Below are 26990 nucleotides of genomic sequence, written 5' to 3'. Positions count from 1 at the left end.
TTACCAGAATGTTAATTGTTAAAAAATCTTTATTGAATTGTTAACTGGGATGACTATACGAAAATTGGTTAGCGTACGGACATAGGCGAAAGGATAGCAGTAAAGGGTGAATAAAAAGCAGTGGGTGTTGATCAGGAACCGGTTTGCCACATATTCTGGGGTGGCAGCTGGCGGTTGTTGATCAGCATATCCAGGGAGATGTCCAGCTGAGGATTGCGGTCTTCATTTCTGACAGGTCGCATACCGGCAAGCTGGAAAAGGTGCTGGCTTTTATTCATAAACGGTTTATGGTCCTTATTGCAAAGTTCCAGGGTGAAGTTGAAGCGTTCTTCCACTTCTTCTTCAAATTCGCGCAGGCTCATGGTTTCATCAATAGGGAATTCCACCAGCGTGTCTTCCTCAAAGCCAGCTTCCTTCAGGGTATCGAAGGTATTGGCGAGTGAGTTGCGTACATAAACGGCTACATTGCAAAACAACAACCGTTGTACCTGCATTTGCAACAAGGAAATTGTCATCAATGGATGTAACTTCAAAATTTTCATCGGATACTAGTCTTCATTTCCAAATGTGTCAATATGGTCACACTTCATTATTTATCCAGCAAACTTAGCAGTCTACCTTTAATTTAATATTAAGCACTTGTTATGATTTTGTGAAAATAATATTAAACTAAAATTACATACCTCTGCCGGAAGGTATTAAATCAGGAGTTATCAGGGTGCAGGGAAGGTAATAATGCGGGTAGGGTCCCAATCGAGGGAAGCATCGTCTTCGTCTTCAGCCAGTACTATTTTGGTTTTCGTCACAGGGTGTTGGTACAGGGCCCATTGCTGGTTGGTATATTCCAGGGAGGTAAGGCTTTCTACCCAATCGCCGGAATTGAGATAGGTAACGGTTTTATCGCCCACCTGCATTTCCTTGATCAGGGGTTGATGGATATGACCACAGCATACCACATCAAATCCTTTATCCACGGCTATTTCCGCCACGGTTTGTTCAAAATCGGAAATAAATTTCACGGCAGACTTCACGCCTTGTTTCACTTTTTTGGAAAAAGACATCTTTTCTCTTCCCAACCCTTCCAGGAGGTGATTGACGAGGCGGTTCAGGATAATGAGGAGGTCGTAGCCTTTTCCACCCAGCTTGGCGAGCCATTTGGAGTTTTTCATGGTTACGTCGTACACATCGCCGTGGAAGAACCAATGGCGTTTGCCATCTACTTCCAGTACCAGCTTGTTATCGATCATGAAGTTGCCCAGTTCGAAGCCGGCGTATTTACGCAGGGCTTCATCATGGTTACCGGTCAGGTAATACACCTCTGTACCTTTACCGATCATCTTCAATATTTTCCTGATTACCTTGGTGTGGGCTTTGGGGAAATAACGTTTACTGAATTGCCAGATATCAATAATATCCCCGTTCAATACCATTATCCGGGGATTGATACTGTCCAGGTATTGAATCAGTTCTTTTGCGTGACAGCCGTAAATCCCCAGGTGTATATCGGAGATCACGACTATATCTAATGGGCGTTTTTCAGACATCAATTGCTAGTATATACAGGATGTAGGTTCCTGTTTCATGATTATTATTTTCAATACAAAGGAAAAATCGCTATATTACTTTTATATTAATCCAGTGTTAAGGAATTATTAATTCGCGTTTTTTACTGGCTCCGATAGATTCAGAAGGCTATTTTTGCGGCAAATTTCTAAACTCAAACGTATGGGAGGCTTCAATTCCTTTGTAAAATTATTCATGCCGAAAGACCGGGTATTTTATTCTTTGTTTGAAGATGTGGCTTCCAATCTTGTAGAAATGGCAACTGTTCTGAACGAACTGGTCGCCACTACTGATCTGGCTGTAAGAAAAGATAAAGTGCATCTGATAGAGAGGCTGGAACACAAAAATGACGACTATACCCACCGTATATTTGTAGAATTAGGCCAGAACTTCATCACGCCTTTTGACCGCGAAGACATTCACTACCTGGCTGCTACCCTGGATGACGTAGCTGATTATATCCATGGCTCCGCTAAGAGGATGGATCTCTACAAAGTTCACTACATCAACGACAGCATCCGCAAGCTGGCTGAGCTGATTCTCCTGGGTGTAATGGAACTCCACAAAGCTATTCCGGAACTGCGCAACATGCAGAACATGCGGGTGATTACAGATGCCTGTGTAAAAATCAACAGCCTGGAAAACCACGCAGATGATATCTATGACAGAGCAATCGCTGACCTGTTTGATACCGAACAGAATGCAGCGGAACTGATTAAAATGCGGGAGATCTACCAGGCACTGGAAATCGCTACTGATAAGTGCGAAGACTGCGCCAATGTGATTGAAACCATTATTATCAAATACTCCTGATAAAGGGGAATCTGTTTAGAACACGTAATTCTCCTGGAATCATGACTTTACTTGTAATCATCATCATACTGGCGTTCATCTTTGACTATATCAACGGGTTTCATGATGCCGCCAACTCCATTGCCACCATCGTTTCCACCAAAGTACTTACGCCCTTTCAGGCAGTACTGTGGGCCGCTGTTTTTAACTTTGCCGCTTTTTTCATTGCCAAATATGTAGTGGGAGAATTTAAAGTTGCCAACTCCGTAGCCAACTCCGTATTCGAGCAGTTCATTACCCTGAAGGTAATCCTGTGCGGTCTGGTAGCGGCTATTTCCTGGAACCTCTTTACCTGGTGGCTGGGTATTCCGTCCAGTTCTTCCCATACCCTGATTGGTGGGTTTATCGGAGCGGCTGTAACAGCTTCCGGTTCACTGGATGTTATTAACTATCATAAAGTATTACCTACCGTATACTTCATTGTACTGGCCCCGCTGATCGGGATGGTGGTTGCTTTCATCATCACACTCATTATTGTGAATGTATGCCGCAAAGCCAACCCCTACCGGGCAGAAAGCTGGTTCAAACGCCTGCAGCTGGCATCTTCCGCTGCACTGAGCCTTGGCCACGGCAGTAACGATGCCCAGAAAGTAATGGGTATCATCTCTGCAGCCATGGTAGCAGCCGGTCATATTCCCAACATCAAGGCGATGCCCGACTGGATTCCGCTGGCCTGCTTTACCTGTATCGCATTAGGTACAATGAGCGGCGGCTGGAAGATCGTTAAAACAATGGGTACCCGTATCACCAAAGTAACACCGCTGGAAGGTGTGGCAGCGGAAACCTCCGGTGCCGTTACCCTGTTCCTCACCGAACACCTGGGTATCCCGGCCAGTACCACGCACGTAATTACCGGTGCCATCATGGGTGTGGGTGCTACGAAAAGGTTGTCTGCCGTACGCTGGGGTGTAACCGTAAGCCTATTATGGGCATGGGTATTAACCATTCCTATCAGCGGACTGCTGGCAGCGATCACTTACTTCATCGTGAGCCTCTTTATCTGATAATAAGATATACTGACATCATTTAACAGCTCTCCGTGCTACACGGGGAGCTTTTTTTTTATAAAAAATAGGGCCGCTATCCCAGATGCCCTATTTTTGTGCGGTTTATATTGAAAAACAAATTGGTGACCTATTAAAAGTGATCACAGGAAAAATGAAAGGAATTATCCTCGCCGGTGGCTCCGGCACCCGATTACACCCCATTACGTATGCGATCAGCAAACAAATCATGCCGGTGTATGATAAGCCCATGATCTATTATCCGCTGTCTACGCTGATGCTGGCAGGGATAAGAGAGATCCTGATCATTTCCACGCCACATGACCTGCCTGCTTTTCAACGACTGTTTGGAGATGGCAGCCAATTAGGCCTGCAACTCAGCTATGCGGAACAACCACTGCCCAACGGGCTGGCACAGGCTTTTGTGATTGGTGAAAAATTCATAGGAAAAGATAGTGTAGCCCTGGTGCTGGGAGATAATATATTTTACGGTGCCGGTTTAGGGACCCAGCTGGCCAACAATACCGCACCTGATGGCGGTATCGTATATGCCTACCAGGTATCCGACCCGGAAAGATATGGAGTAGTGGAGTTTGCAGACGATAATACCGTGCTTTCAATTGAAGAGAAACCCACACAGCCTAAATCCAACTTTGCGGTACCAGGCTTGTATTTCTACGACAACAGCGTGGTGGAAATCGCCAAAAATCTGGAACCCAGCCCACGCGGTGAATATGAAATCACCGACGTAAACAAAGAATATTTGCGCCGCGGAAAATTAAAAGTTTCTATCTTACCACGCGGAACAGCATGGCTGGATACCGGCACATTCGACTCCCTGATGCAGGCATCGCAGTTTGTACAGGTCATCGAACAACGACAGGGTATCAAAGTGGCTTGTATCGAGGAAATAGCATACCGTAAGAAATTTATCAGTGCCGCACAACTGAAAGAATTAGCCAAACCTTTGCTGAAAAGCGGCTACGGAGACTATCTGGAAACTGTGCTGCAGCAAAAATTGATCTGACATATAAAAAATCGTAAATCTGAAATATCATGAAGGTTCTTGTTACCGGTGGTTGTGGCTATATTGGCGCGCATACTATTGTAGATCTAATCAATCATGGCTTTGATGTCGTGTCTGTTGACAGCAACATCAGAAGCAGCACTCAGCTATTGGATGGTGTTGAAAAGATAACCGGGAAAAAGATCCGTAATTACAAAGTAGACCTTTGTAACCTGGAAGATACCCATGCGGTTTTTCATGAAAACAGGGACATTGTGGGAGTTATCCACTTCGCTGCACTGAAAACCGTTCCCGAATCAGTAGCTGATCCACTGATGTATTTTCACAACAACCTGACATCATTGATCAATGTGCTGAAATGCATCAAAGAATTTAATGTTCCCAACTTTGTATTCTCTTCTTCCTGCTCTGTATATGGTAATACCAAAGCCTTACCGGTAGTGGAAGAAACACCGCTGGGCGAAGCCCAGTCACCGTATGCCCGCACCAAACAAATGGGCGAGCAGATTATTGAAGATTACAGCAGGGTAAACGATACCCAATCCATACTGCTGCGTTACTTCAACCCGGTAGGCGCACACCCTTCCGCACTGATTGGAGAACTGCCACTGGGCCGACCAGATAACCTGGTACCGGTGATCACGCAGACTGCAATCGGAAAAATTCCTTCACTGACCGTTTTCGGGGCCGATTATGATACCCGTGATGGTTCCTGCGTACGCGATTACATCCATGTAACCGATATCGCCAATGCACATACCAAAGCTTTACAATACCTGATAGAAAACCGCAATGACCAGAACTGCGAAGTATTCAATCTGGGCACCGGTAACGGCGTAACCGTGCTGGAAGCGATTAAGGCATTTGAAAAAATATCCGGTGTAAAAGTAAACTATACCTTAGGGCCACGCCGCGACGGTGACGTGATTGCTATTTATGCCAATAACACCCGCGCCAAAGAAAAACTGGGATGGGAGCCTCAAATCGGTATTGAAGATTGTATGCGCACGGCGTGGCAGTGGGAGGTGAGCCTTCGTAATAAGGTACTGAGCAACTAGAATCGTCACTTTAAATAGTTACTTTTACGCTTCAATTTTAAATTAACCACTATGGTAAAAGATATTCAACCACTCAATGAAAAAGAAACCCGTGCAGGGTTTGGAGAGGGCATATTGGAAGCTGGCCGTAGAAATCCTAATGTAGTAGCACTCACAGCAGATTTGCTGGGTTCTATGAAACTGCAGGCTTTTATTAAAGAGTTTCCGGACCGTTTTGTACAGGTAGGTATTGCTGAAGCTAATATGATGGGGGTTGCAGCCGGTTTAACCATCGGCGGTAAAATTCCGTACACCACTACTTTCGCCAACTTTTCTACCGGAAGGGTATATGACCAGATCCGTCAGTCTATTGCCTACTCCAATAAGAATGTGAAAATATGCGCTTCCCACGCAGGTCTGACCCTGGGTGAAGATGGCGCTACTCACCAGATACTGGAAGATATCGGTATGATGAAAATGCTGCCTGGCATGGCAGTGGTAGTTCCTTGCGACTTTAACCAGACCAAAGCTGCCACCATTGCTATTGCAGACCATGAAGGCCCGGTATACCTCCGCTTCGGCCGTCCGAAATGGCCTAATTTCACACCGGAAGACCAAAAATTCGAACTGGGTAAAGCACAGATCCTTCATGAAGGTACTGACATCACCCTGTTTGCCTGTGGTCACCTCGTGTGGATTGCCATTGAAGCCGGTAAAGTACTGGAAGAAAGAGGCTACAGCGTTGAAATCATCAACATACACACCATTAAACCACTGGACGAAGCAGCAGTAATTGCTTCCCTGACCAAAACCGGTTGTGCTGTGACTGCTGAAGAACATAACGTACTGGGTGGCCTGGGCGACAGCATCGCACAGGTAGCAGCCCGTCACGTACCCGTGCCTATTGAATATGTAGGTACCAATGATACCTTCGGTGAAAGTGGTACACCCAAAGAACTGCTGAAAAAATACGGTCTTGATACAGATCATATCGTAGCAGCAGCAGAGAAAGCCATTCAGCGCAAAAAGAAAGCCTGATCATCACTTTACCCATAAAGCCATGGAAGCGAAACCATCTGCCCCGTAACGGCCGGTCCGTTCGCTTCCATGTTGCTCTCCCACTCCCTATCTGTCTCCCCATTAAACCTTCTCCCAAACAAGCAGTCATAACAGGGGGTTTTTACCTAATTTCATTTCCATAAAAACCTGTCAAGAACCATTTAACCTATGGCCGTTTCACAGGACGATAAAGCTTTACTGGCATTATTTCATCTCCCGGAGACCAGGGAAAAGGGATTTACATTGATTATCCGAAAGTACCAGGAACGCCTGTACTGGCACATCCGCAGGTTGGTAATTGACCATGAAGATGCCAATGATGTACTCCAGAACGTATTCATCAAAGTGTGGAAAAACCTGGAAAATTTTCGGGAAGATGCCCAACTCTTTACCTGGCTGTATAAAATAGCTACCAACGAATGCCTGACATTCCTGGAACAACAAAAACGGAAGCAGGCAGTCTCCCTCTCTGATGTAGCGTCAGGTCTCAATAATAAATTAAAGGCAGATGCTTTATTCGATGCGAATAAACTGGAATGGAAATTACAACAGGCCATCCTGGCATTACCGGATAAACAACGCATCGTTTTTAACCTTCGTTATTACGATGAAATGCCATACGAAGAAATGAGCCGGGTACTGGATACCTCAGAAGGAGCACTTAAAGCATCCTATCATCACGCTGTAAAAAAAATAGAAGAATTTATCCGTAATAGCTAAACCACGTGTTAATAGCTGATCATTTTAATCTGTTTTTAAAGATTTTTATTAAAAGATTAAAATCTCATTAAACTATTAAATCCTGTTACTGTCTAAAAAACAGTGTATGAACAAACGAGAGGACATAGCAAATGAATTGCGCCGGATAATACCGGATGTACATTGGCCAGCATATACTCCATATACTGCGCCGGTGGGCTATTTTGAGCATTTCCCTGAAACGGTTATCACACAAATCCGTTCTCAGGAAAGCCCGGCATCTGCATTACCTCCTGTCACGCCACAGCTGTTTACCACACCTGCCGGTTACTTTGATGCTTTACCGGCAACAGTACTGCAACGCGTTCGTACACTGGAAGCAACACCAGCAGCAGAACTGACCGAACTATCACCTTTCCTGGCTACCTTATCACGCCAGACACCTTTTTCCATACCGGAAGGATATTTTGAGACATTACCGGTTCCACTCCATGCAGCCTCACCCACACTCCGGGTACACCACCGGAAACGGAATGGCTGGATAAAATGGGCAGCAGCAGCCTGTTTAAGCATATTTGCAGGTACCAGTACACTCCTGTTTCTGGAACATGAGCACACCAACAGTATTGAAAAACAGCTCGAAACAGTCAGTGACCAGGAAATCGTTAATTACCTGCAAACGCATACAGACGCTTTTGATAATGAAGCTATTTTTACTACAATAGCAAATACTGGTATAGCTCCATTATTGTCTCATCCACTGCATGAAGATGTGCCGCTGGAAGCTATAGAAACATACCTGCAACAATCCGATTTACCAAAAGAGGTGTTACCTCATCAGTAATCATAGATGAAACGTTATCGCATTATATGGATTGCCTTGTTAGTTTTGTGTACTGCCTCACGTACCAGCAGCGCACAACAACAAACAGTGGCTGCCGATGAAGCAAAAGAAAAAATTAAAGCCATTCAGATCAAATATCTGGCGCAGAAGCTGGACCTCACTGCAGAGGAAGCCCAAAAATTCTGGCCGGTATACGATAATTATACCCGTGAAGTAGAACTCCTGATCGCAGAACGGCACCAGCGAAAACAACAGGAAAAAATTTCCGGGCCGGATGCAGACAATATTGCCCGGACCAATATGGATAAGGAACTCGACTACGAGAAGAAAATGCTGGATATCCGCTCCCGCTACACCAGCGAATTTCAACGGGTACTACCTGGCAGAAAAGCAGGTATGGTATTTAAAAGCGAACGGGAATTCCGCAGTATCATGCTAAACCATCTCAGAAATCAACGGCTCAACCGGATCAGGCCAGGGATGAGCCCCGGCACTGATACCAGAAAACAATACTAAACCTATTGCGGCATAGGAGGCGCTGTGACCCGCCATGGCGAAGTAGTAATAGACTCCAGAAAAGCAATGACCGCATCCCGCTCTTCTTTATTCAGGCCCAGTTTTTTTATCAATGGATCCGTTTTCGGGAACAAGGTATCCTGCTCCTGACCCGGCCGGGGTTTGGGCTGCGCCATACCGGCATTGTATAAATTCAATACCCCTTCCATATTATCAAACAAACCATTGTGAAACCAGGGGCGGGTACGCATAACATCCCGTAAACCCGGCGTCTTGAACTTGCCTACATCCGCCGCTCTTTTGGTGATATTATACATCCCCAGATCTTCATACTTCCGGCCATAATAGGTAAGTCCCAGGTTGTGAAAATCACCATCTGTAAACAACGGTCCATAATGGCAATTCATGCAACGCGCCTTGGTCCGGAAAACATGTAATCCCAGTATCTGCTGATCATTCAGGCGTTTTTTATCTCCCGCCAGGAAATAATCAAAATCACTTTTCCGGCTTACCAGGGTTTGCTGATACACAGCCAATGCCCGGGTTATTCTCTCCTGCGATATCTGCGGATCACCAAAAGCTTTTTTGAACAATACGGCATACCCTTTTATTTCCTTCAATTCTGCCGGCAGGGTAGCAATTTCCTGGTGCATTTCTATCATAGAACCAATAGGTCCTAATGCCTGTTCTTCCAAACTGGCCGCACGGCCATCCCAGAAAAGTTTTTTGAATACCCACACATTATTCAGGGTAGGGGCGTTGCGGGTATTGGAAGCATGGTCGTGCCCGATGGATACTCTCCGGCCATCTGTCCAGTGCATATCCGGCGCGTGACAGCTGGAACAGGAAATCTGGTTGGAGCCGGATAAACGCGGATCAAAAAACAATGTCTTTCCCAGCTGTACCACACCTTTCAGGGAATCATTATTTTCTGAAACAGGCGCGTCCGGCAGGATGCCCATTTCCGTATAGGCGACACCGTTATCAATGGTTGGTTTGGGCCATTCTCCTACCGGTCTTTCATAGAACGTACGCAGGGAATCCAGGTAGCTACCGGAACTGCCTGCGGGCGTTTCCTTAAATGAAAATATAATCACCGCTGCCGACACCACGGCAACTGCTTTTCCCACATGCTTCATATTATCAGAAATAGAGATTAAAACTACACGAAACTCCCAAACGATGGCCATTCACCAACCGGTCATTCATCAAAGGATGATCGGGCACCTGCAGCGCTTTGGTATACTGTACACCCGCTGTAACACCGGTATTAAACTGCTTCAGCAACCTGCCGGTAATATAGGTAAAATTAGCCCGCACTGCTGCCAGCGTACTACCGGCATAATAATAATCAGGATACACTACGCCCTGTGTAAATGGCCTCGGGGACGATTCCAATGTCGGGTCCGGTGCGGTTAACTTATTGTCTAACGGCAATTGTACCGATGGCCAGATATGTACTGCAAAGCGGTCGTGATACCTGTTATGGGTATATACCCCCGCATGTAATTGCGGCAACACGTAGCTATAGTTCGTGATATGCGATCTGGTTACATCTTTACGCTGTGTATTATCATACGTCAGCAGGAAGCCCAGCTCCGGTTGCCAACGGCTTTCTTTTCGCCACAGGTGTTCATAACCGGCATATACATTCCGGTGATGAAACCGGTAGCTGCTACCATTCAACGTGGTATTACGGTCTTTACCATTATCCTGTGTCATACCGGCATATACCTGCCGGGAACTGTTCCTTTTTTGTTGTTGCAGCAACAGGGAAAAAACGGTTTTATCTTGCTGATAAGTAGCAAAAAGGGTATCGGTTGCGGAGCCCGGCCGGTTAAACAGGTTAGTGATATGCGTAACAGTATAATCGAGGTTCGCTTTTATCGTCCAATCTTTCCACTGCCCGGCATAATAGCCGCCAATACCGGAATATTCCTTTTCTCTTTTGAAAGCTTCTTTCATTTGCTGGATACCGGCATATCCCTGTACCATGTAATTAATACGATCCGGATAAAAGGATCCTGTTTCAAACATGCCATTTTTGTAGGCCACTTGCGTGCGTTCGTCGCCATAACCTATTAATGCAGCTACACCTACCGTATGACGGGCGCTGCGCCAGGTAATACCCGGGCGGGCCTGTAACCGGAACTCATTGACTGCAGGCCGCGGATCTACTGATCCGGTGGCCGTATTATAATAATAATTCAGGTCGGTACCTATATACAGCTTCTCACGGATAAGGCTATACGCTACGATACCGCCAATATTATAGTTGGCACGTTCAAATACGCCTGCTTTAGGGGTGGCATAATAATACGGTGTGCCATCATCTATTCCGTCTCCCCGCATATTCCATTGCAGGCTATCTTCCCAGTTGCGGCTGAAAGCAAAATTACCCTGCAGCCGGAAACGGCCGAGGGTACGTACTCCCTGCGTATACAACGAGGCAATTGTGGTCGTTTGGGCCACCTGTACGGGACGTAAGCCTCCACTGATATTTTCTACCCGTAAACCTATTTCTGCTGCCTGACGTATATCCGACGCCGTTAGTTGCGTCATATTCCCTGAAATAAAATCCAGTTGCCGGACAGACTGCCGGTATAAAAACAGGGAATCGGCAGCATCCCCGTTTTGAGCGGAAACTGCTGCCGGCGCCAGTAATAACAATACTAATATTTTCCTGATCACACTATTCATGCGCTTTCACTAATCTTTAAATGCTTTTTTGGAGGCATCCGCTCTATCCAGAAATCCGAAATCATTGGCGGAGTTGTTGGTATCCTGCAGCGTTCTGCGGCCATTCACCACCTTCGCTGTTTTGCGGATGAGCGACTGGGAAGAATAACTACCGGCAGGTACAAAGGTCTCGCTGGCGTCTACGGCATCGATCATACGTTTAGGCATTTTTTTGCTGGGTACCGCTTGCTGCAATCCAATCCCGTCAATCACCCAGGAAACCGGAATCTGATTGAATTTACGGGTTTCGGCCGTTACTGTTTTCTCGTCCGGGGAAGGGTATTTTTTCCAGCTAACATGAGTTTCTGCCGTTCTGAAAATCACCACGCCATCGCGGCCATTGTTGTCGATCACAAAATCACGGTGACCACCCCGGTCTATCACATCCGCATTAGGCGCCGGCATATCCAGGTCGGTAGCCAGCGGATTGATACCCGGCTGATTACCCAGGTAAATTTCCAGGTCTGCCTGGCTCAGGTCTACCGTCAGGGAAGGATCCTGTACACTGTAAGGTTTGCCGTTGATATCTACAAAAGGTGTTTTATGGTTCAGGGCTGTTTGCGCAATGATAAAGCTGGCACCCGGCTGCACCGGGAAACGGTTACCAGCAGCATTGCTGGGCACCCGATACACAGAAGCCATGTATACATAATTGGTATTGGCACCGGCATCACTCATCCCAATAGACTTCAGCCAGTTCCACTGACCGGAAGGCAGATAGAAACCTTTGGTTTGATCCAGCGTCGCCAGGGGAGTGTTCACCCCTTCCACCAGGCCAAAATACAGACTATCTGCATATAATACTTTATTGGAATTGTTATACAGCTCAATGAACTGATCCCGCTGTACTGCACCTTTTTTGGTATCAGAGCCGGCATAATACACCTGTTTAATCATCCAATCCCCTACACGGGCTGCTTTCAGCTGCAGATCTACTTTCAGATCCGCAACCAGCCGCTGACTGGTCAGACTCACGTTAAAGGTTACACTGTTTTCTACAGCGATACCGGTTTTTTCTTTATAAACCGCAGCAGCTATTTCCTGCGTAGCCACAATATCATAGGAGCCCGGATACAAGCTGTTAAAAACAACTACCCCGGCCGCATTGGCAACGCCGGTATATTCTTCCCGGTTACTTACATTTACAATCTTCACCTTTGCATTGGCTACTTCAAAACCATAAGGCTGCGTTTCTGCATCATATTGTACCTGTACCTGTAATGATACCGGCTGTACATCAGCACCCTGATCTTTTTTACAGGAAGCTACCAGGCCTACGATACCTGCCAGTAAAAATAATTGTAGCAATCTCATATCTTCTTTTGTTTTAAATAGTATTAAAATTTGATGGACATCTCAGCCCCTACATTCACCGGGCTATTATATACTCTCAGGATGCGGCTATCTTCAAAATAATGTTTGGGCTGCAGGTTCAGGAAGTTATAGGCATACACGGAAAAGCGGATCTTTTGCCGGATTTCCTTGGCTACCCGTAACGACATGTTGCTATATACAAAAGGTAACCGTTGCCGGTTATCAGACCCGGTGCGGCGGGTCAGGTGACCATAATCCGGATTAGCCGGATCAAAATGGGCAATCGGGAAAATGGTACCGGTAGCATCTACATAAGCATGTGGATAATTACTACCATTGGTAAAGTCTTTCGCATTCTGCCAGTATATATCTGCAGAAAGCGTGATCAGGAAGCCCAGCTGCGGAATATGGGTATCTGCAGATAGCTTGGTGGTCAATGACCAGCTCTTGTTACTGTCATTATCATAAATACCAAACCAGGCTTTTTTCCCCTGGTCGATGCTACTCTCGCTGGCGGCTACCATCAACGTACCTTCTTTTCTGTAGGTACCGGAACTATAGGAAGTACTCAGGTTAAAGCTGGTGAGTATGGCTTTAATCTTCGGGGTGGAAATAAACCACTCTGCCCCAAAAGTACGGTCAGACAGGTTATTCGTGAGTTGTATCCGCGACAGATTCAGGTATGTTCTGCTTTTATTTGTCGGGAAATACACAGGTTTCTGCCCGGGTATCCGCTGATAATCATATACCGGTAATGTCTCCGGAGAAAATAAAGACTGCTCTCCAAATCCATCTGTATTGTTCTTAAAGTATACAAAAACGGAAGAGCTAAACCCATGCTTGCTGTAGCTCACACCCGCTTCTACCTGCGCCGATTTTGCCGGCTTCATATTACGGTTGTCCGGTATTTCCTTCCGGGTATATACGAGGTACATACTTTCTCTCACATCTCCCGCATAGGCATTTACCAATGGAATATCATAATATACCGGCGCCGGATAACGGTGCGCCATGGTAGGTGACTTGGAAGCAATACCATACGCCATATTCACGCGCCAGTGCTTATCCAGCTGATAAGACGCATTGATACGGGGTTGTAAGGACGCGAATCCATTCTGTAAATCATACCGCATCCCGGCCTGTACCCGCAATTCTTTTCCCAGCAGGGGTATCAGCATGTTATCTTCTGCATAGAATCCGTAGTTAATAAGACTTGGTAACAGGTTAAAGTCATACGGCCGTTCATTTTTATATCCCTGATTGACAAAACGGGGACGGGTAGGATCAATAACAATCCCTTTTCCATTATTGCCGGTAACATTCACATTCACCCCGGCACTTACGCCATGCCGGATACGTCCGGTCATCCATTCATTAGACAGCTGCAGGCTACCGCTAAAGCTGGACGGGCGGCCTATAATATGATCCAGCGCCAGGTAATTACCGGGTATATAATAGCCTTCATAAATACCGGTGGTATCTTTATCTGCCATTGCTTTAGGAGCGCCATTCAGGTAAAGTTGCCGGTAAGACTCCTGATACGAGCGGTCATAGCTCATGGTGAAGGAAATGTTTTTCAGCCACGGTTGATTCACTTCCACTGCCATCCGGTTGCTGAACGCAATACGACGGTCTTTGGAATAGGTACGCTCCTGTGCATTATCATCCGGGTCCTGTTTGGCATTATCGATCTTGGTGCCGTAGTCCAGGGAGAACGTATTTTTAATGCCTTTGGCCAGGTAGGTGGTCCACATCAGACCAGCAGTCACCCGGCTGAATATTTTCATTTTATCGCGTGGGTCCTGGTTGCTGTACAAGTAATTGACATTGACGTTTAATGCGCCCAGCTTAGGTCCCAGGCTATAACCTTTAGAAAGGGAAGTATTGACGGAACTGCCGTTGAAGCGCATGCTGTACCGGTAATCTGTTTTACCCGCCTGCCGGTTTACAATGATGGCGCCATCCGTGATCTCGCCGTATTTGGCAGCAGCTACACCGGATATCACTTCAATGCTTTCAATGTTATCAGCCGGAATATCGCGCAGGTCGATGCCGCTGAAAGCCACATCATAACTCGGGTTACCTGCAAAAGGGTCTTTGTGGTTGGTTAACAAGGAACCGCCCATACCCCACTGGCTGGCACTGCGGCTCTGCATATTACCATCATTGGAACGACGTACCCCATCTACAATAATGGCTACCCCCAATGAGTTGTTGCGGGCAAACTGGTCGGTACTTTCACTCCGGAGGGTAATCTGTTGTTTATATTGTAAGTCGGGTGGCGCCATGGTTTTACCCGGCAACGTACGTAACACGTCGGCCAGGCTATAAGCTTGGATTTGTTCAATGGCCTCCCGGTCGTATACAATAGAAGAGTTGGAATTGGTATTATTTTTCCGCGTAGCAGTTACCTGCAACATACTGAGCGACAAACTCAGCTCCTGCATCATAAAGAAAAGCGGCGCCGGCTGTGATACGGCTACAGTGGTGTCGATTGATTTTTTCCCTACATAAGTAATCCGCAGGGATACCGTTTTTGCATATATACTGTCCACCCGCAGGTGAAAACCACCGGCAGCATTGGTATAGGTGACCTGCTCCAGATCCGGCAAGGCTACCGTAGCAAAAGCAATAGGTCTGCCCCGCAGATCTACCACCTTCCCCTGCAGCCATTGTTCTCTTTGTTGGGCGCTACCTAATACAGGAAATAACAATAATAAGAATACGTACAGTCTATACTTCAAAACACAATAATAAACTTACCAGAAATCACAGGTAAATTTGCATAGGATAGTAACACTCCTGTATCATTGTCAGGAGAATACAAAAGTAAGGAAGGCCAGACCGGGCGGTTTTTCGATTCGGGAAAAAGATTTACGGAATAGGGAATAAAAGCGGGCTATTTGTAATGCGCCCGTACTTCCTGGATTTCACCGGCTGCATTGAGCACCATCATTTCTGCACTCAGCCGGTTGCCTACACTTTTATAATACAATACCACAGAGCTTACCCCTTCCAGGATATGATACAACTCAAAATGCAGCTCCGGATATACCGTGAGGGCCCGGCTGAAATAGGCCCGCAAGGCTGTTTTACCATGAATACAACCGGAAGGGTCATTATTCACCTGTTGAATAAAAGGGGAGTAGAATACCACGTCATCGGCGTAGTGCGATAAAATGTCATCGAGTTGGTGGCTGTTCCAGGCGTCGAGCCAGGCCTGGCCAAAGGCAGTCAGATTTTCCATTTTTTTTTACTGCAAAATAGCCGTTTGCCAGGAGCAGTTATTTGCTGAAAAGATCACTTTCGCTTTTCCGCCATTGCAGGGGTGTTAACAGAAAACTTTTCCGGAACAGGCGGTAAAAGTGGGTTATATCTTCAAATCCGGTACTGTAGGCTATTTCCGGCACCGTCATCTCTGTGGTACGTAACAGAAAACCTGCCAGCTGCAATCTTTTTTCCCATATCCAGTGCATCGGGCTGCAGTTGTATACCTTTCTGAAACGGCGTTTCAGGGTGGCCGTACTCATATGGCCCATAGCCGCTACTTCTTCCAGCAACCGCACTTCCGGCAGGCAGGAGCTGAGTGTTTCCATGACCTGGGGCAGGGGATACCGGCTGTTTTTAGCCAGCATGGCGCCCACATGTGCACCAGCAGGACTGTGCATCATTAATTTCCACAATTGTGTAATAACGGCAGGATGATCGGGAGCGGAGGCGCCGGCATCCCGGAAGTGTTGCAGCAGGGAGCGGGTAAACGGATGCCATTCCTGGCGGGCGGGTAGTATCAGCGCTGCTTTTACGCCGGCGGCATTGTCATCGTAGTTGCGTGGCGGGCCATAGGCCGCGATGTTGTCTGGTATGACCAGATTGATGCTGCTGTAATGTTGTTGCGGGCAGAGAATTTCAGAACAAATCAGCGAGCCGGCGGGTATCAGGAATACGTCGCCGGCCCGCAGGTGATGTACCTTGTTGCCATCGTACATCCGTTTTTCACCCCGCACCACCAGGTTCAGGATGGTTTGAGGTACATATAACTGATGTGCGGCAGCCTGCAGGTAACGGCTATACGCTGCCCAGCTGTGGTGCTGCTCCTGCCAGGTGGTTACCTGGTGTTGTCCGGGCAGCGACCAGTTATCGTACCGGGTATACATGGTTTACAATCAGAATTGTGTAAACGGTGTTTTGGTATCATGGTAGAAGAGGAATGTCCAGCCGGCTTCCTTACCGCGTTCCATGAATTCCTGGCGCAGCTCCATACTGCGTTTGCCATCATAGTCGTATTTGGCGGCAAAGCGGCTCTTCATCTGGGATATCTGGGGGGCTACGTCTCCACCGAAGAATACTTTATCTTCTCCGTCATCAATCAGGAATACCTGGTGATAAGGGCAGTGGCCGCCGGTCAGTTCGTAATGAATATAGCCGTCGATCGTACCGTTGCCGGTAGTGAAGATGACATTATCCCGTTGCTGTAATAATACAATATCTTCTGCGTGATAGGATTTACCGGCATGCTCCATGGCATACAGCATTTCCTCATTATTCACATAATAGGTAGCGTTGGGAAAAGTGAGGGTGCGTTCGCGGGTGATCGGGTCTTCCGCCGATACACCGCCGGAGTGATCTTTATGCAGATGGCTCATCAGCACCTTGGTGATTTCCATGGGATTAATACCATGGTCTATCAGGTGTTGGTGAATCTGTAATACGCCGTCCGGGTTACGGAAACCCAGACCGGTATCCAGCAAAATATAGTCCCGGTCGGTGATGACCAGAAACGGCTGTATTTCTACCAGTAACGAGCCATGCGGACGATCCTGCATGCTGTCTGTTCCTGGTTTGAAAGGAATGAATTGTTTGGTCCCGTCTACGGTAAATGACCCTTCTGATAATGGAATAATACGTGCCATGATGCAAAGATAGTATATGCTATCTTAATACCATTTGCCTGTCGGCATCCAGGCGGAGCATAATAAATATCAGCATGGTAAAGGTCATCAGGGAGGACCCGCCATAGCTCACCAATGGCAGGGGAATCCCGATTACGGGCGCCAGACCGATGGTCATGGCAATATTAATGGCCAGGTGAAAGAAGATAATACTGGCCACCCCATAGGCATACACCCGTGTAAAGGTCGATCGCTGTCGTTCGGCCACAAAGATGATCCGTAAGAGCAGGGCTACATAGATGCCCAGGAAAAGTACACTGCCGAAGAAGCCAAAATCTTCTCCGATGGTACAGAAGATAAAGTCTGTACTTTGTTCCGGCACAAAGTCGTAGCGGGTTTGGGTACCTTTCAGGTATCCTTTGCCCCAGAAACCACCGGAGCCAATCGCAATCATACTTTGACGGGTATTATAAGTTGCTTTCGGATCATTTTCTTTTCCCAGCATTACTTCAATACGACGTACCTGGTAGTCTTTCAGCACTTTGGTAAACGCAAAAGGCACGATGAACATCACAAAGAGCGAGCAAAAGGCATATACGCCCAGTATCACCAATAACCGGGAACGCTTTCGTTTTATTTCCCGCCGGCTGAAATAGATAACAATGGCGGTAATCACCGTAAAGATGGAAAACAGGATAATCTTATCTACCAGCAGGGCCGATAATACCAGTACAATAGCGGAAAAGGCAATCACCAGCAATACACCAGGTAGTCCTTCGCGGAACATCACCAGGAAGAAAGAGAAATACACCAGCGCCAGTCCTGTTTCATCCTGCAGGATGATAATACCTGCCGGTATCAGGGCGATGGCGGCGGCTATGAGCCGGGATCGTAATTTATTGAAGTCTGTTTCCTGCGAGGAGAGGTATTTGGCCAGGGCGAGGTTGGTACACAGCTTGGTCAGCTCTGCGGGCTGAAACTGGAAACCGCCTATCACCAGCCATGAATGCGACCCTTTTACATCCTTCCCGATACCGAGTACCAGCAGCAGCAGGAGCAAACCGCCGGCATACATGAGGTTGGAGGTGGCCGTAAAGAACTTACTGTCGGTCAGCCAGATCACCGATGCCAGTACAATAGAGATACCGAACCACATCATCTGACGGGAATAGTTCTTACTCACATGGATGATATCCTGCCATACGTTATCATCCCCACGGTATTCCGCAGCGAAAATAGACATGATGCCAATAATCACCAATGCGAGATACAGGCCTACTATAGGCCAGTCAATCCCTTGTGTCAGTTTGGCTTGTGCGCGGTTCATTATCGGTTTATTCGTTTATTGGTTAAGGCTTTTTCTGTTTGATAGACGCAGCTCTGTTCAATGAGTCGAGGTGTGATTTCGCCAGCATAGCCGGGTCAATAGTCACCGTTTCTATCACCGTCTTCATCTGTGCCTGCCGTTTTACGGAAAGGGTATCTTTCAGGTACTTCTCCATCATAATACCCGCAATCGGGCCGGCGTAGCGGGCACCGTATCCGGAGTTTTCCACAATTACGGCGATGGCTATACGTGCATTCTCCGCAGGGGCAAAGGCCACAAACATCGCGTGGTTCTTGAGTTTGGTTCTCACTCCGTTTACAAAACCATAGTTTTCTGCCGTACCTGTTTTACCACCCACTTTGACGCCTTCTATCTGCGCAACACGGCCGGTACCGCTTTCCACCACATCGGTCATCCCGTTGATTACCGCACGGTAAGCTGTATCGGAAATGTGTGCCACATCGTGTTTTACTTTGTATTTATCCAGCAGACGGGTATCGTCGTTATCGATACTGCTGACAAAATGCGGAATATAGTAGGAACCGCGGTTCGCCACAATACACATCGCATTGGCCATTTGCAGCGGCGTCAGGAGCAGCTCTCCCTGACCGATGCCCAGAAATACGGAAGTACAGGAGTTCCAGCTTCCTTTATAACGGTTGTCGTAGTATTTTTTATCCGGCACCAATCCTCTTCCTTCACTGGGGATATCGATACCTATCCGGTGTCCGAAGCCGAAGTTATTCATATAGTCGGCCCATTTCTGCATACCACCTACCTTGATACCTCCAAACTTGCCGGCATCTACACTCAACCGGTATACATGCGAGAAGTAGGAGTTACAGGAGTGGGATAATGCCAGCCGCAGATTAGCGGCGTGTCCTGCATCGTGGTGCTCGCACTTGATAGGGCGGTTACAACCATAGTAGGCACCGCCGCAGGGGTAACCAAAGCTCGGCGTGATAACGCCTTCGTCCAGGCCTACCAGGGCAATCATCGGCTTGAAGGTAGATCCCGGCGGATACATCGCCTGAATAGCACGGTTAAATAACGGTTTGGTCGTATCTACATATAATTTGCTGAAGTTGGCACTGCGATAGGAACCTGTCAGCAGGTTCGGGTCGAAGCTGGGGCCACTCACCATAGCCAGGATGCCGCCTGTTTGCGGATCGATGGCAACGATACTGCCGCTTTTTCCCTTCATCAGTTTTTCACCCAGTTGCTGCAGTTCTATATCCAGGGAGAGGCGGAGGTTTTTACCTGCTACTGCGGCGCTGTCAAACTCTCCGTTTTCGTAGGCGCCCTGCGGCCGGTTCAGGTTATCTTTTACCAGATATTGAATACCCCGTTTTCCCATCAACACCGATTCATATGTTTTCTCCAGACCGGTGAAACCCAGGTAATCACCGGAGTTGTAGGAAAAATAGGCAGAATCTTTCAGCATACCGGGGGAGATTTCCGCGATATACCCCAGGATGTTGGCCGCTGCCGCATAAGGATAGGAGCGGATCTGACGGGGTACCAGTTCAAAGCCGGGTTGAAACAGGTACATACTTTCCTGCAGCTGCCCAAATACATCAGGCGCCAGCAGGGGAGCAAAAACAGATTGTCTTACCCGGCCATTTTTCACGATGGCGTTGATAATCCGTTTTCGAAATTCTTCTTTATCTATTTTCAGAATATTACACAGATAGAGGGTATCTATATTTTTAGCACTGGCGGGGGTTACTACCAGGTCATATAATACATCGTTGCCGAGGATACTGCGGTTTTGCCGGTCGAAGATAATACCCCGGCTGGGATATACTACCTTACGGAGCACAGCATTGGCATCCGCCAGCTTGGCGTATTTCTTTTCCACAATCTGTAAGAAGAATAACCGGGTGATGATCAACACCACCATCCCAAGTATAATCAACTGTATAACTCTTTTCCTGGGCTGATTAAATACAGACATGCTATTAAGGACGGATATATTTTAAGATACAAACCTACACTAAAATTACTTCAGGCAGTAAGCCGGGTCATACCTGTTCAGGTACTTACCGGCAATTCCCTTAACGGACCTGTATTACTTTTTTGAAAAGAAAAGTAATTCATAGAGCACGATGAGAAAAAGACTGGCAAGGGTGGACAGGAGTATTTTTAACAACAGGTACAGCGGGTTGGCAAACCCAAATACTTCCAGTGTAAAAAAAACAGTATGGTGAAGAAATACCAGGATCGCTGCGTAAATCAGGAACTGTGATACTCCCATGCTGGTCATAGAAGGCGTTTTCTGGGTAGTTTCAAAACCACCCTGCGGAGAAAGCACATTGATAATAAACGGGCGCAAATAAGCAATCAATACACAGGCAGCAGCGTGCATACCCATGGTATTCATAAACATATCCAGCGAAAGGCCCATGAGCAGGCCCATTAACATGAGTACCGGGCGCGGCAGGTTAAAGGGCAGCGCCAGTATAAACAGCATATACAGATATGGACTCACCAGCTGGTGCAGGAGTACTTCATTGAGTACAAACACCTGAATCAGCAGCAGGAGTACAAAACGGATAATATTTCTTAACAGTATACTCATTTAATCAACTTATACGTTGAATCCTCTAATCGTTGTTGTTCTTCCTTCAGCAGGTTTTCTATCACATACACATATTGCAGGTTGAAGAAATTGGTCGCCAATTTCAACCGGATCGTGTAGGAAGTACTGGCCTTATCACCCACTGTGATCCCATCTACATAACCAATGGGAATGTTTTCGGGGAACAGGGCAGAGAAACCGCTGGTTACCACGGTATCACCTTTGTTTACCTTCGCACTTTTGGGAATATCCTTCAGCAGGGCATAGCCGGCATTATCGCCGTCCCAGTGTACCGATCCCATTTCCTTGCTTTGACCCAGACGGGCGCTGATGGATACGGAGTTGGATTTGGACAGCATGGATAATACAACGGAGTAGTTATCACTCACGCTTCTTACCACGCCTACCACACCATTGGTGCTGATAACGCCCATATTGGGGCGGATTCCCTGCAGGCTGCCGCGGTGTATGGTAATATAGTTAACCGGTTTATTCAGTGTATTGTTGATCACTTTTGCCGCAAAGTATTCATAGCGGCGGATTTCAGTACCGATTACCTTGTGAGCGGTGTCATCGCTGTATTTGCGGATGGTATCTGTTCTGAAACCGTTGGTAGTGATCATGCTGTCGAAGCTGGTACGCAGCGCATTGTGCAGGCGCATATTTTCAGCGACCAGGCTGTCATTGGTGGCTTTCAGGTGAAAGTAGTATTGTACATTGTTATACTTGTCGTATAACCTGCCACTGATATTATTGGCGGAGTTAACGTAGGCTGTTCGCTGGAAGTTATTATTCTGGAATACCAATACAATACAAATCACTTCCAGCAGCAGAAATAAGAAGAAGTTAAAATATCGCCTAAAGAAAATGATTAGATTTCGCACAAGCGCGCACTATTTAGAAAATGGATATTCAGATATTTTGCTGTTGGGGAATGGCCGGTAGGGCTGTTCCTGCCCGGCAAAATATCTGAATAACTAAATAAGTTTATTGCATCAGGAACGGATATTTACCCACATGTTTCAACGCAATGCCTGTACCTCTAACCACCGCACGTAACGGATCGTCTGCTACATGAACAGGCAGTTTGATTTTCTGGGCAAGGCGTTTATCCAGTCCGCGCAGCAGTGCACCACCACCGGTCAGGTATAAACCGCGTCTGTAAATATCTGATGCCAGTTCCGGCGGCGTGGTTTCCAACGCTTTCAGGATGGCTTCCTCAATTTTGAAGATAGATTTATCCAGGGCTTCGGCGATTTCCTGATAAGATACCATGATCTGTTTCGGGATACCTGTTACCAGGTCACGACCATTAACCGGGATGTCATCCGGTGGGTTATCCAGTTCTTTCAGGGCAGAGCCGATATGGATTTTAATTTGTTCTGCGGTTCTTTCCCCAATCAGGAGGCTATGATAACGACGGAGGGCTTCCATGATGTCGGCAGTGAATTCATCACCGGCAATACGGATACTCTGGTCGCATACAATACCTGCCAGGGCTATTACAGAGATACCGGTAGTACCACCACCGATGTCAATGATCATGTTACCCACTGGTTCTTCCACGTCAATACCAATACCCAGTGCTGCTGCCATGGGTTCATGAATCAGATAGACTTCCTTCGCACCGGCCTGCTCAGCGGAGTCACGTACAGCTCTCTTTTCCACTTCCGTAATACTGGAAGGGATACAGATCACCATACGCCAGCTTGGCGCAAACAACGGTTTCTTAGGATAAATCATTTTTATTAATTCCCTGATCATTCCCTCAGCGGCATTAAAGTCCGCTATCACACCATCTTTCAGGGGACGTATAGTACGAAGATATTCGTGTGTTTTTTCGTGCATCATCATAGCCTTCTTTCCGACAGCTACAATTTTGCCACTAGCCCGTTCTATCGCTACAATGGAAGGCTCATCCACTACCACCTGGTCATTATGAATTATCAGCGTGTTCGCTGTACCAAGATCAATCGCGATTTCTTGCGTTAAAAAATTAAAAAATCCCATTGTTGATACGGTCAAAAATTAGAATGCAAAAATGAATATTTCCAACGAATATACGATGCAAAAAATGGATATTCTTGCAATAATACGGCTAAATATTAAAAAATCTTATTTGTTGTCCAAACGGCATAGTAACTGCTCTCTTTACGCTCCGGCCAGATGAACGGATTTAGTCCGTTTTAATTGTTCCTGACGCTAAAAATTACGCCTTACAAGTCCCGCTTTTCAAATGTCCTGTACCAGTCCTCCCCCCTGTAAATTTTGGATACCCTTACCTGTTGTACTGTTGTTGCCGGCGCCGTTAAACAACCGGCAACCACCAGGTCTTATCTGCACGGTTTAGATGAATTCGTATCCGATATCGCGGCGATAAACTTTTCCGTCAAAAGCAATCTGCTCAGCAGTTTGCACGGAATGCGCCAGTGACAGGGACAGGTCAGCTGCCAGGGATGTAATGGCCAGTACGCGGCCTCCGTTGGTCAGCACCGTTTCACCTTCGTGTCGGGTACCTGCGTGAAAAACAATCTGATCACGTGTTGGAGCAGGAATACCGGTAATTACCTTATTCTTCTCATATGCTTCCGGATAGCCTTTGGATACCAGCATCACGGTAGCGGCTGCACGTGGATCGGTATAAATGGTTTGTTCCCCGAGTGTACCTGCTGCTACTGCACTAAACAGTTCCAACAGGTCATTCTGTAAACGTGGCATTACTACTTCCGTTTCCGGATCACCCATGCGACAGTTGTATTCAATCACGAAAGGCTCCCCAGCTACATTAATCAGGCCAAAAAAGACAAAGCCGTTATACGGGATGCCTTCCTGCGACAATCCATTGATCGTTGGCCGGATAATCCGGTCTTCTATTTTTGCCATAAAAGCCGCATCTGCAAAGGGTACAGGAGATACTGCCCCCATGCCGCCGGTATTTAATCCGAGGTCGCCTTCGCCGATTCTTTTATAATCTTTTGCTTCGGGTAATATTTTATACGTATGCCCATCAGTGAGGGCAAATACAGACAGTTCAATACCTGTGAGGAATTCTTCTACTACTACCGTTTTACTCGCATCACCGAACTTGGCAGCTTTGATCATCTGCTCAAATTCTGCTACAGCATCAGCATGATTATCCAGGATAACCACCCCTTTACCAGCGGCCAGTCCATCGGCTTTCAACACGATAGGTAAAGTATGCTGTTGCAGATAGGCCACCCCTTCTTCGTAGTTATCCGCATTAAACTCCCGGTAACCTGCCGTAGGAATCTGGTGCCGCTGCATAAACAGCTTGCCGTACGACTTGCTGCCTTCCAGCTGCGCTCCTTCTTTGGATGGGCCCATGACCGGTATATGCTGTAACGCAGCATCTGCGCGGAAGAAATCAAAGATACCGTTTACCAGCGCCTCTTCGGAACCGGGCACTACCAAATCTACTGCATTAGACAGGCAAAATGCCTTGATTTTCTCAAATTCACTCACCCCCATGTTTACATTGGTACCACATAAAGCGGTTCCGGCATTTCCGGGTGCAATAAACAATTGTTCACATAACGGGCTTTGTGACATTTTAAGGGCCAATGCGTGTTCCCGGCCACCACTTCCAAGTAATAGTATGTTCATATGAATTGCCTAATAAATGCAGATGCGAAAGAAAATGCAAAGAAAGATCAAAAAAGCTCAAAAAATGAGCATTCCTACCATTTTTTTACGCAGATAGCCGATTTTCTTTAACTTGCCACCCTAGAACTTAACAGAACCTTAAAACAACTATTGCTAAAACTAACCAATTTATGATGCAAACTGCTGTTGCACAAGATGCTCCGGTCGCCTCGTCGAAGGGGCATCCCAAGGGGCTATCGGTCCTATTTGCCACGGAAATGTGGGAACGGTTTAACTTCTATGGTATGCGGGCGTTATTAACGCTCTTCCTGGTAAATGCACTGGCCTTCTCTGAAGCGGATTCCTCTTATATCTATGGTGGTTTTTTAGGATTATGCTACCTCACCCCTATGCTTGGCGGATACATATCCGACCGTTACCTCGGTAACAGAAACTGTATTTTATTAGGTGGTTTTGTCATGGGCGTTGGTCAATTATTAATGGTACTCAGTGCCACGATCTACGCCAGCAACGTTGAAACAGCCAAAACAATCGTATGGCTCGCCCTCCTGGTGATCATCTTTGGCAATGGTTTCTTCAAGCCTAATATCTCCTCTATGGTGGGTCAGCTGTATCCTAAAAACGATGGCCGTCTGGATTCCGCTTTCACAATCTTCTACATGGGTATCAACATGGGCGCCTTCCTGGGGATGTTCATCTGCCCGATGCTGGGAGATAAAGTAGACCTGAATGGTTTCAGAATGGTCAGCGCCTTCAAATGGGGCTTCCTGGCTGCCGGTCTGGCCATGTTCCTGGGTACTTTCCTGTTCTTCATCCTGAAAAACAAGTATGTGGTGACGCCCGACGGCAAAGCGATCGGCGCTAAACCTGATTTCAGCAAATCTTCCGCAGCTGCGGCTACCGGTGAAGCTGACAAAGCCAAATTTACTACGCCTGCCATCATTGGTGTACTGGTATTACTCGTTGTACTCTTCTTCGGAATTCACTTCCTCTCCCTGGATCCCAATCCAATCAAATCATGGCTTTATCCTTTCATCTATGCATCCGGCATCAGCCTGGCTGTATTGATCCTCACCGATAAATCCATCACTAAAATCGAAAGACAAAGAATCCTGGTGATTTACTTTGTTGCCTTCTTTGTGATCTTTTTCTGGGCCTGTTTTGAACAAGCCGGTTCCTCCCTCACCTTTATCGCGGACTATCAGACAGATCGCCGCCTCTTCGGCTGGAATATGCCACCCAGCTTTGTACAAAACGCCAATTCAGTCTTCATTATCGTATTTGCACTGCCTTTTAGCTGGTTATGGTTAAAACTTAACCAGCGTAGCCTGGAGCCGATTTCTCCCGTTAAACAATCACTGGGTCTCTTTTTACTGGCCTTGGGTTTCCTGATCATTGCCTTCCAGGTGAAAAACCTGGGTCCTCATGATAAAATCGGCGTAAGCTGGCTGATTCTGATGTATCTCTTCCATACCCTGGGTGAGTTATGTTTATCTCCGATCGGTTTATCACTGGTATCCAAACTGGCGCCACACCGTTTCTCCTCTCTGCTGATGGGGGTATGGTTCCTGGCCAATGCTGCCGGTTATGCACTCGCAGGTACCCTCGGTGCCCTGTTGCCGCCTACCAGCGATAAATTTGACCTGGCCAGCAAAAACGGGATCAACCTGCAAGGTATCCTGGATGGCACCATTACCGCTACAGCCCAGCAGCTGGATAAACTGCATGAGCTGAAACTGGCTACTCATTATCCAACCTTTGCCGGCTTCACCATCCACAATCTCTACGAATTCTTTATGGTGTTCGTGATTTTGCCAGGTGCTGCCGCCGTTTTATTATTCCTGTCTACCAGCTTCCTGAAAAAATGGATGCACGGTGTTAGATAATTACAGGTACTTTACCTGTACTGCAGGCG

Annotated in this window: 24 protein-coding genes; 9 read left to right on the top strand and 15 right to left on the bottom strand. The window is 46.9% G+C overall.

Annotated elements, in window-relative coordinates; genetic code table 11:
- Window positions 1-131 precede the first annotated feature (131 nt).
- A complete protein-coding gene (locus tag OL444_RS05655) occupies window positions 132-542 on the bottom strand; it encodes a hypothetical protein (RefSeq protein WP_264734202.1) in 411 nt (136 codons plus the stop codon).
- Between the two features lie 171 nt (window positions 543-713).
- On the bottom strand, window positions 714-1544 hold the full coding sequence (locus OL444_RS05650) for a UDP-2,3-diacylglucosamine diphosphatase (RefSeq protein ID WP_264734203.1): 831 nt from the start codon (window positions 1542-1544) through the stop codon (window positions 714-716).
- 181 nt (window positions 1545-1725) lie between these two features.
- Between OL444_RS05650 and OL444_RS05645 the strand changes: the two genes are divergently transcribed.
- The 8 genes from OL444_RS05645 (at window position 1726) to OL444_RS05610 (ending at window position 8601) form a co-directional block, all read left to right on the top strand.
- Window positions 1726-2376 carry a DUF47 domain-containing protein gene (locus tag OL444_RS05645; RefSeq protein WP_264734204.1) on the top strand — a complete coding sequence of 217 codons (651 nt, stop codon included), beginning with the start codon at window positions 1726-1728 and terminating at the stop codon, window positions 2374-2376.
- 41 nt (window positions 2377-2417) lie between these two features.
- Window positions 2418-3419, top strand: a complete 1002-nt coding sequence (locus tag OL444_RS05640) for an inorganic phosphate transporter (RefSeq protein ID WP_264734205.1) — start codon at window positions 2418-2420, stop codon at window positions 3417-3419.
- 154 nt (window positions 3420-3573) lie between these two features.
- Window positions 3574-4446 carry a glucose-1-phosphate thymidylyltransferase RfbA gene (gene rfbA / locus OL444_RS05635; RefSeq protein WP_264734206.1) on the top strand — a complete coding sequence of 291 codons (873 nt, stop codon included), beginning with the start codon at window positions 3574-3576 and terminating at the stop codon, window positions 4444-4446.
- Between the two features lie 29 nt (window positions 4447-4475).
- On the top strand, window positions 4476-5504 hold the full coding sequence (galE, locus tag OL444_RS05630) for a UDP-glucose 4-epimerase GalE (RefSeq protein WP_264734207.1): 1029 nt from the start codon (window positions 4476-4478) through the stop codon (window positions 5502-5504).
- Between the two features lie 51 nt (window positions 5505-5555).
- Window positions 5556-6521, top strand: coding sequence for a transketolase family protein (locus tag OL444_RS05625; protein ID WP_264734208.1), 966 nt, complete (start codon window positions 5556-5558; stop codon window positions 6519-6521).
- Window positions 6522-6710: 189 nt separating this feature from the next.
- Window positions 6711-7262 (top strand): RNA polymerase sigma factor, encoded by a 552-nt coding sequence (locus OL444_RS05620; protein WP_264734209.1) that lies wholly within the window; start codon window positions 6711-6713, stop codon window positions 7260-7262.
- Between the two features lie 106 nt (window positions 7263-7368).
- Window positions 7369-8085, top strand: a complete 717-nt coding sequence (locus OL444_RS05615) for a hypothetical protein (protein ID WP_264734210.1) — start codon at window positions 7369-7371, stop codon at window positions 8083-8085.
- A gap of 36 nt (window positions 8086-8121) precedes the next feature.
- Window positions 8122-8601 (top strand): hypothetical protein, encoded by a 480-nt coding sequence (locus OL444_RS05610; RefSeq protein WP_264734211.1) that lies wholly within the window; start codon window positions 8122-8124, stop codon window positions 8599-8601.
- Window positions 8602-8603: 2 nt separating this feature from the next.
- Here the strand turns inward: OL444_RS05610 and OL444_RS05605 are convergent, their stop codons facing one another.
- The 13 genes from OL444_RS05605 to purD form a co-directional block, all read right to left on the bottom strand.
- Window positions 8604-9731 carry a cytochrome-c peroxidase gene (locus OL444_RS05605; RefSeq protein WP_264734212.1) on the bottom strand — a complete coding sequence of 376 codons (1128 nt, stop codon included), beginning with the start codon at window positions 9729-9731 and terminating at the stop codon, window positions 8604-8606.
- A 13-nt stretch (window positions 9732-9744) separates the two neighbouring features.
- The gene (locus OL444_RS05600) at window positions 9745-11301 is read right to left on the bottom strand and encodes a DUF6850 family outer membrane beta-barrel protein (RefSeq protein WP_264734213.1); all 1557 of its coding nucleotides are present in this window, start codon (window positions 11299-11301) and stop codon (window positions 9745-9747) included.
- A gap of 9 nt (window positions 11302-11310) precedes the next feature.
- A complete protein-coding gene (locus OL444_RS05595; RefSeq protein WP_264734214.1) occupies window positions 11311-12654 on the bottom strand; it encodes a DUF4876 domain-containing protein in 1344 nt (447 codons plus the stop codon).
- Window positions 12655-12677: 23 nt separating this feature from the next.
- Window positions 12678-15398 carry a TonB-dependent receptor gene (locus tag OL444_RS05590; RefSeq protein WP_264734215.1) on the bottom strand — a complete coding sequence of 907 codons (2721 nt, stop codon included), beginning with the start codon at window positions 15396-15398 and terminating at the stop codon, window positions 12678-12680.
- 155 nt (window positions 15399-15553) lie between these two features.
- Window positions 15554-15901: a nuclear transport factor 2 family protein gene (locus OL444_RS05585; RefSeq protein WP_264734216.1), complete on the bottom strand. Its 348-nt coding sequence runs from the start codon at window positions 15899-15901 to the stop codon at window positions 15554-15556.
- Window positions 15902-15938: 37 nt separating this feature from the next.
- Window positions 15939-16808: a helix-turn-helix transcriptional regulator gene (locus OL444_RS05580; protein ID WP_264734217.1), complete on the bottom strand. Its 870-nt coding sequence runs from the start codon at window positions 16806-16808 to the stop codon at window positions 15939-15941.
- 9 nt (window positions 16809-16817) lie between these two features.
- Window positions 16818-17564, bottom strand: coding sequence for an MBL fold metallo-hydrolase (locus OL444_RS05575; protein WP_264734218.1), 747 nt, complete (start codon window positions 17562-17564; stop codon window positions 16818-16820).
- Window positions 17565-17583: 19 nt separating this feature from the next.
- On the bottom strand, window positions 17584-18870 hold the full coding sequence (gene rodA / locus OL444_RS05570; protein ID WP_264734219.1) for a rod shape-determining protein RodA: 1287 nt from the start codon (window positions 18868-18870) through the stop codon (window positions 17584-17586).
- Window positions 18871-18892: 22 nt separating this feature from the next.
- A complete protein-coding gene (gene mrdA, locus OL444_RS05565; RefSeq protein ID WP_264734220.1) occupies window positions 18893-20827 on the bottom strand; it encodes a penicillin-binding protein 2 in 1935 nt (644 codons plus the stop codon).
- Window positions 20828-20941: 114 nt separating this feature from the next.
- Entirely contained in the window at window positions 20942-21451 is a 510-nt protein-coding gene (gene mreD / locus OL444_RS05560) for a rod shape-determining protein MreD (RefSeq protein ID WP_264734221.1), read from the bottom strand.
- On the bottom strand, window positions 21448-22335 hold the full coding sequence (gene mreC, locus OL444_RS05555) for a rod shape-determining protein MreC (RefSeq protein WP_264734222.1): 888 nt from the start codon (window positions 22333-22335) through the stop codon (window positions 21448-21450). The genes mreD and mreC overlap by 4 nt, the downstream gene beginning before the upstream one ends.
- 103 nt (window positions 22336-22438) lie before the next feature.
- On the bottom strand, window positions 22439-23461 hold the full coding sequence (locus tag OL444_RS05550) for a rod shape-determining protein (RefSeq protein WP_073078293.1): 1023 nt from the start codon (window positions 23459-23461) through the stop codon (window positions 22439-22441).
- A gap of 336 nt (window positions 23462-23797) precedes the next feature.
- Window positions 23798-25075 carry a phosphoribosylamine--glycine ligase gene (gene purD / locus OL444_RS05545; protein ID WP_264734223.1) on the bottom strand — a complete coding sequence of 426 codons (1278 nt, stop codon included), beginning with the start codon at window positions 25073-25075 and terminating at the stop codon, window positions 23798-23800.
- Window positions 25076-25245: 170 nt separating this feature from the next.
- Between purD and OL444_RS05540 the strand changes: the two genes are divergently transcribed.
- Window positions 25246-26961: a peptide MFS transporter gene (locus OL444_RS05540; RefSeq protein ID WP_264734224.1), complete on the top strand. Its 1716-nt coding sequence runs from the start codon at window positions 25246-25248 to the stop codon at window positions 26959-26961.
- Window positions 26962-26990: the final 29 nt, after the last annotated feature.

The sequence above is a fragment of the Chitinophaga nivalis genome, assembly GCF_025989125.1.
GTDB lineage: Bacteria > Bacteroidota > Bacteroidia > Chitinophagales > Chitinophagaceae > Chitinophaga > Chitinophaga nivalis.
The sequence above is the reverse complement of the archived record's forward strand: the minus strand, read 5'-3'. Positions and strand labels throughout refer to the sequence as shown.

What these genes read in the sequence shown, in the direction of transcription:
- OL444_RS05655 (WP_264734202.1), bottom strand. Translation starts at nt 542, where the DNA reads ATGAAAATTTTGAAGTTACATCCATTGATGACAATTTCCTTGTTGCAA.
- OL444_RS05650 (WP_264734203.1), bottom strand. Translation starts at nt 1,544, where the DNA reads ATGTCTGAAAAACGCCCATTAGATATAGTCGTGATCTCCGATATACAC.
- OL444_RS05645 (WP_264734204.1), top strand. Translation starts at nt 1,726, where the DNA reads ATGGGAGGCTTCAATTCCTTTGTAAAATTATTCATGCCGAAAGACCGG.
- OL444_RS05640 (WP_264734205.1), top strand. Translation starts at nt 2,418, where the DNA reads ATGACTTTACTTGTAATCATCATCATACTGGCGTTCATCTTTGACTAT.
- rfbA (WP_264734206.1), top strand. Translation starts at nt 3,574, where the DNA reads ATGAAAGGAATTATCCTCGCCGGTGGCTCCGGCACCCGATTACACCCC.
- galE (WP_264734207.1), top strand. Translation starts at nt 4,476, where the DNA reads ATGAAGGTTCTTGTTACCGGTGGTTGTGGCTATATTGGCGCGCATACT.
- OL444_RS05625 (WP_264734208.1), top strand. Translation starts at nt 5,556, where the DNA reads ATGGTAAAAGATATTCAACCACTCAATGAAAAAGAAACCCGTGCAGGG.
- OL444_RS05620 (WP_264734209.1), top strand. Translation starts at nt 6,711, where the DNA reads ATGGCCGTTTCACAGGACGATAAAGCTTTACTGGCATTATTTCATCTC.
- OL444_RS05615 (WP_264734210.1), top strand. Translation starts at nt 7,369, where the DNA reads ATGAACAAACGAGAGGACATAGCAAATGAATTGCGCCGGATAATACCG.
- OL444_RS05600 (WP_264734213.1), bottom strand. Translation starts at nt 11,301, where the DNA reads ATGAATAGTGTGATCAGGAAAATATTAGTATTGTTATTACTGGCGCCG.
- OL444_RS05595 (WP_264734214.1), bottom strand. Translation starts at nt 12,654, where the DNA reads ATGAGATTGCTACAATTATTTTTACTGGCAGGTATCGTAGGCCTGGTA.
- OL444_RS05585 (WP_264734216.1), bottom strand. Translation starts at nt 15,901, where the DNA reads ATGGAAAATCTGACTGCCTTTGGCCAGGCCTGGCTCGACGCCTGGAAC.
- OL444_RS05580 (WP_264734217.1), bottom strand. Translation starts at nt 16,808, where the DNA reads ATGTATACCCGGTACGATAACTGGTCGCTGCCCGGACAACACCAGGTA.
- OL444_RS05575 (WP_264734218.1), bottom strand. Translation starts at nt 17,564, where the DNA reads ATGGCACGTATTATTCCATTATCAGAAGGGTCATTTACCGTAGACGGG.
- rodA (WP_264734219.1), bottom strand. Translation starts at nt 18,870, where the DNA reads ATGAACCGCGCACAAGCCAAACTGACACAAGGGATTGACTGGCCTATA.
- mrdA (WP_264734220.1), bottom strand. Translation starts at nt 20,827, where the DNA reads ATGTCTGTATTTAATCAGCCCAGGAAAAGAGTTATACAGTTGATTATA.
- mreD (WP_264734221.1), bottom strand. Translation starts at nt 21,451, where the DNA reads ATGAGTATACTGTTAAGAAATATTATCCGTTTTGTACTCCTGCTGCTG.
- OL444_RS05550 (WP_073078293.1), bottom strand. Translation starts at nt 23,461, where the DNA reads ATGGGATTTTTTAATTTTTTAACGCAAGAAATCGCGATTGATCTTGGT.
- purD (WP_264734223.1), bottom strand. Translation starts at nt 25,075, where the DNA reads ATGAACATACTATTACTTGGAAGTGGTGGCCGGGAACACGCATTGGCC.
- OL444_RS05540 (WP_264734224.1), top strand. Translation starts at nt 25,246, where the DNA reads ATGATGCAAACTGCTGTTGCACAAGATGCTCCGGTCGCCTCGTCGAAG.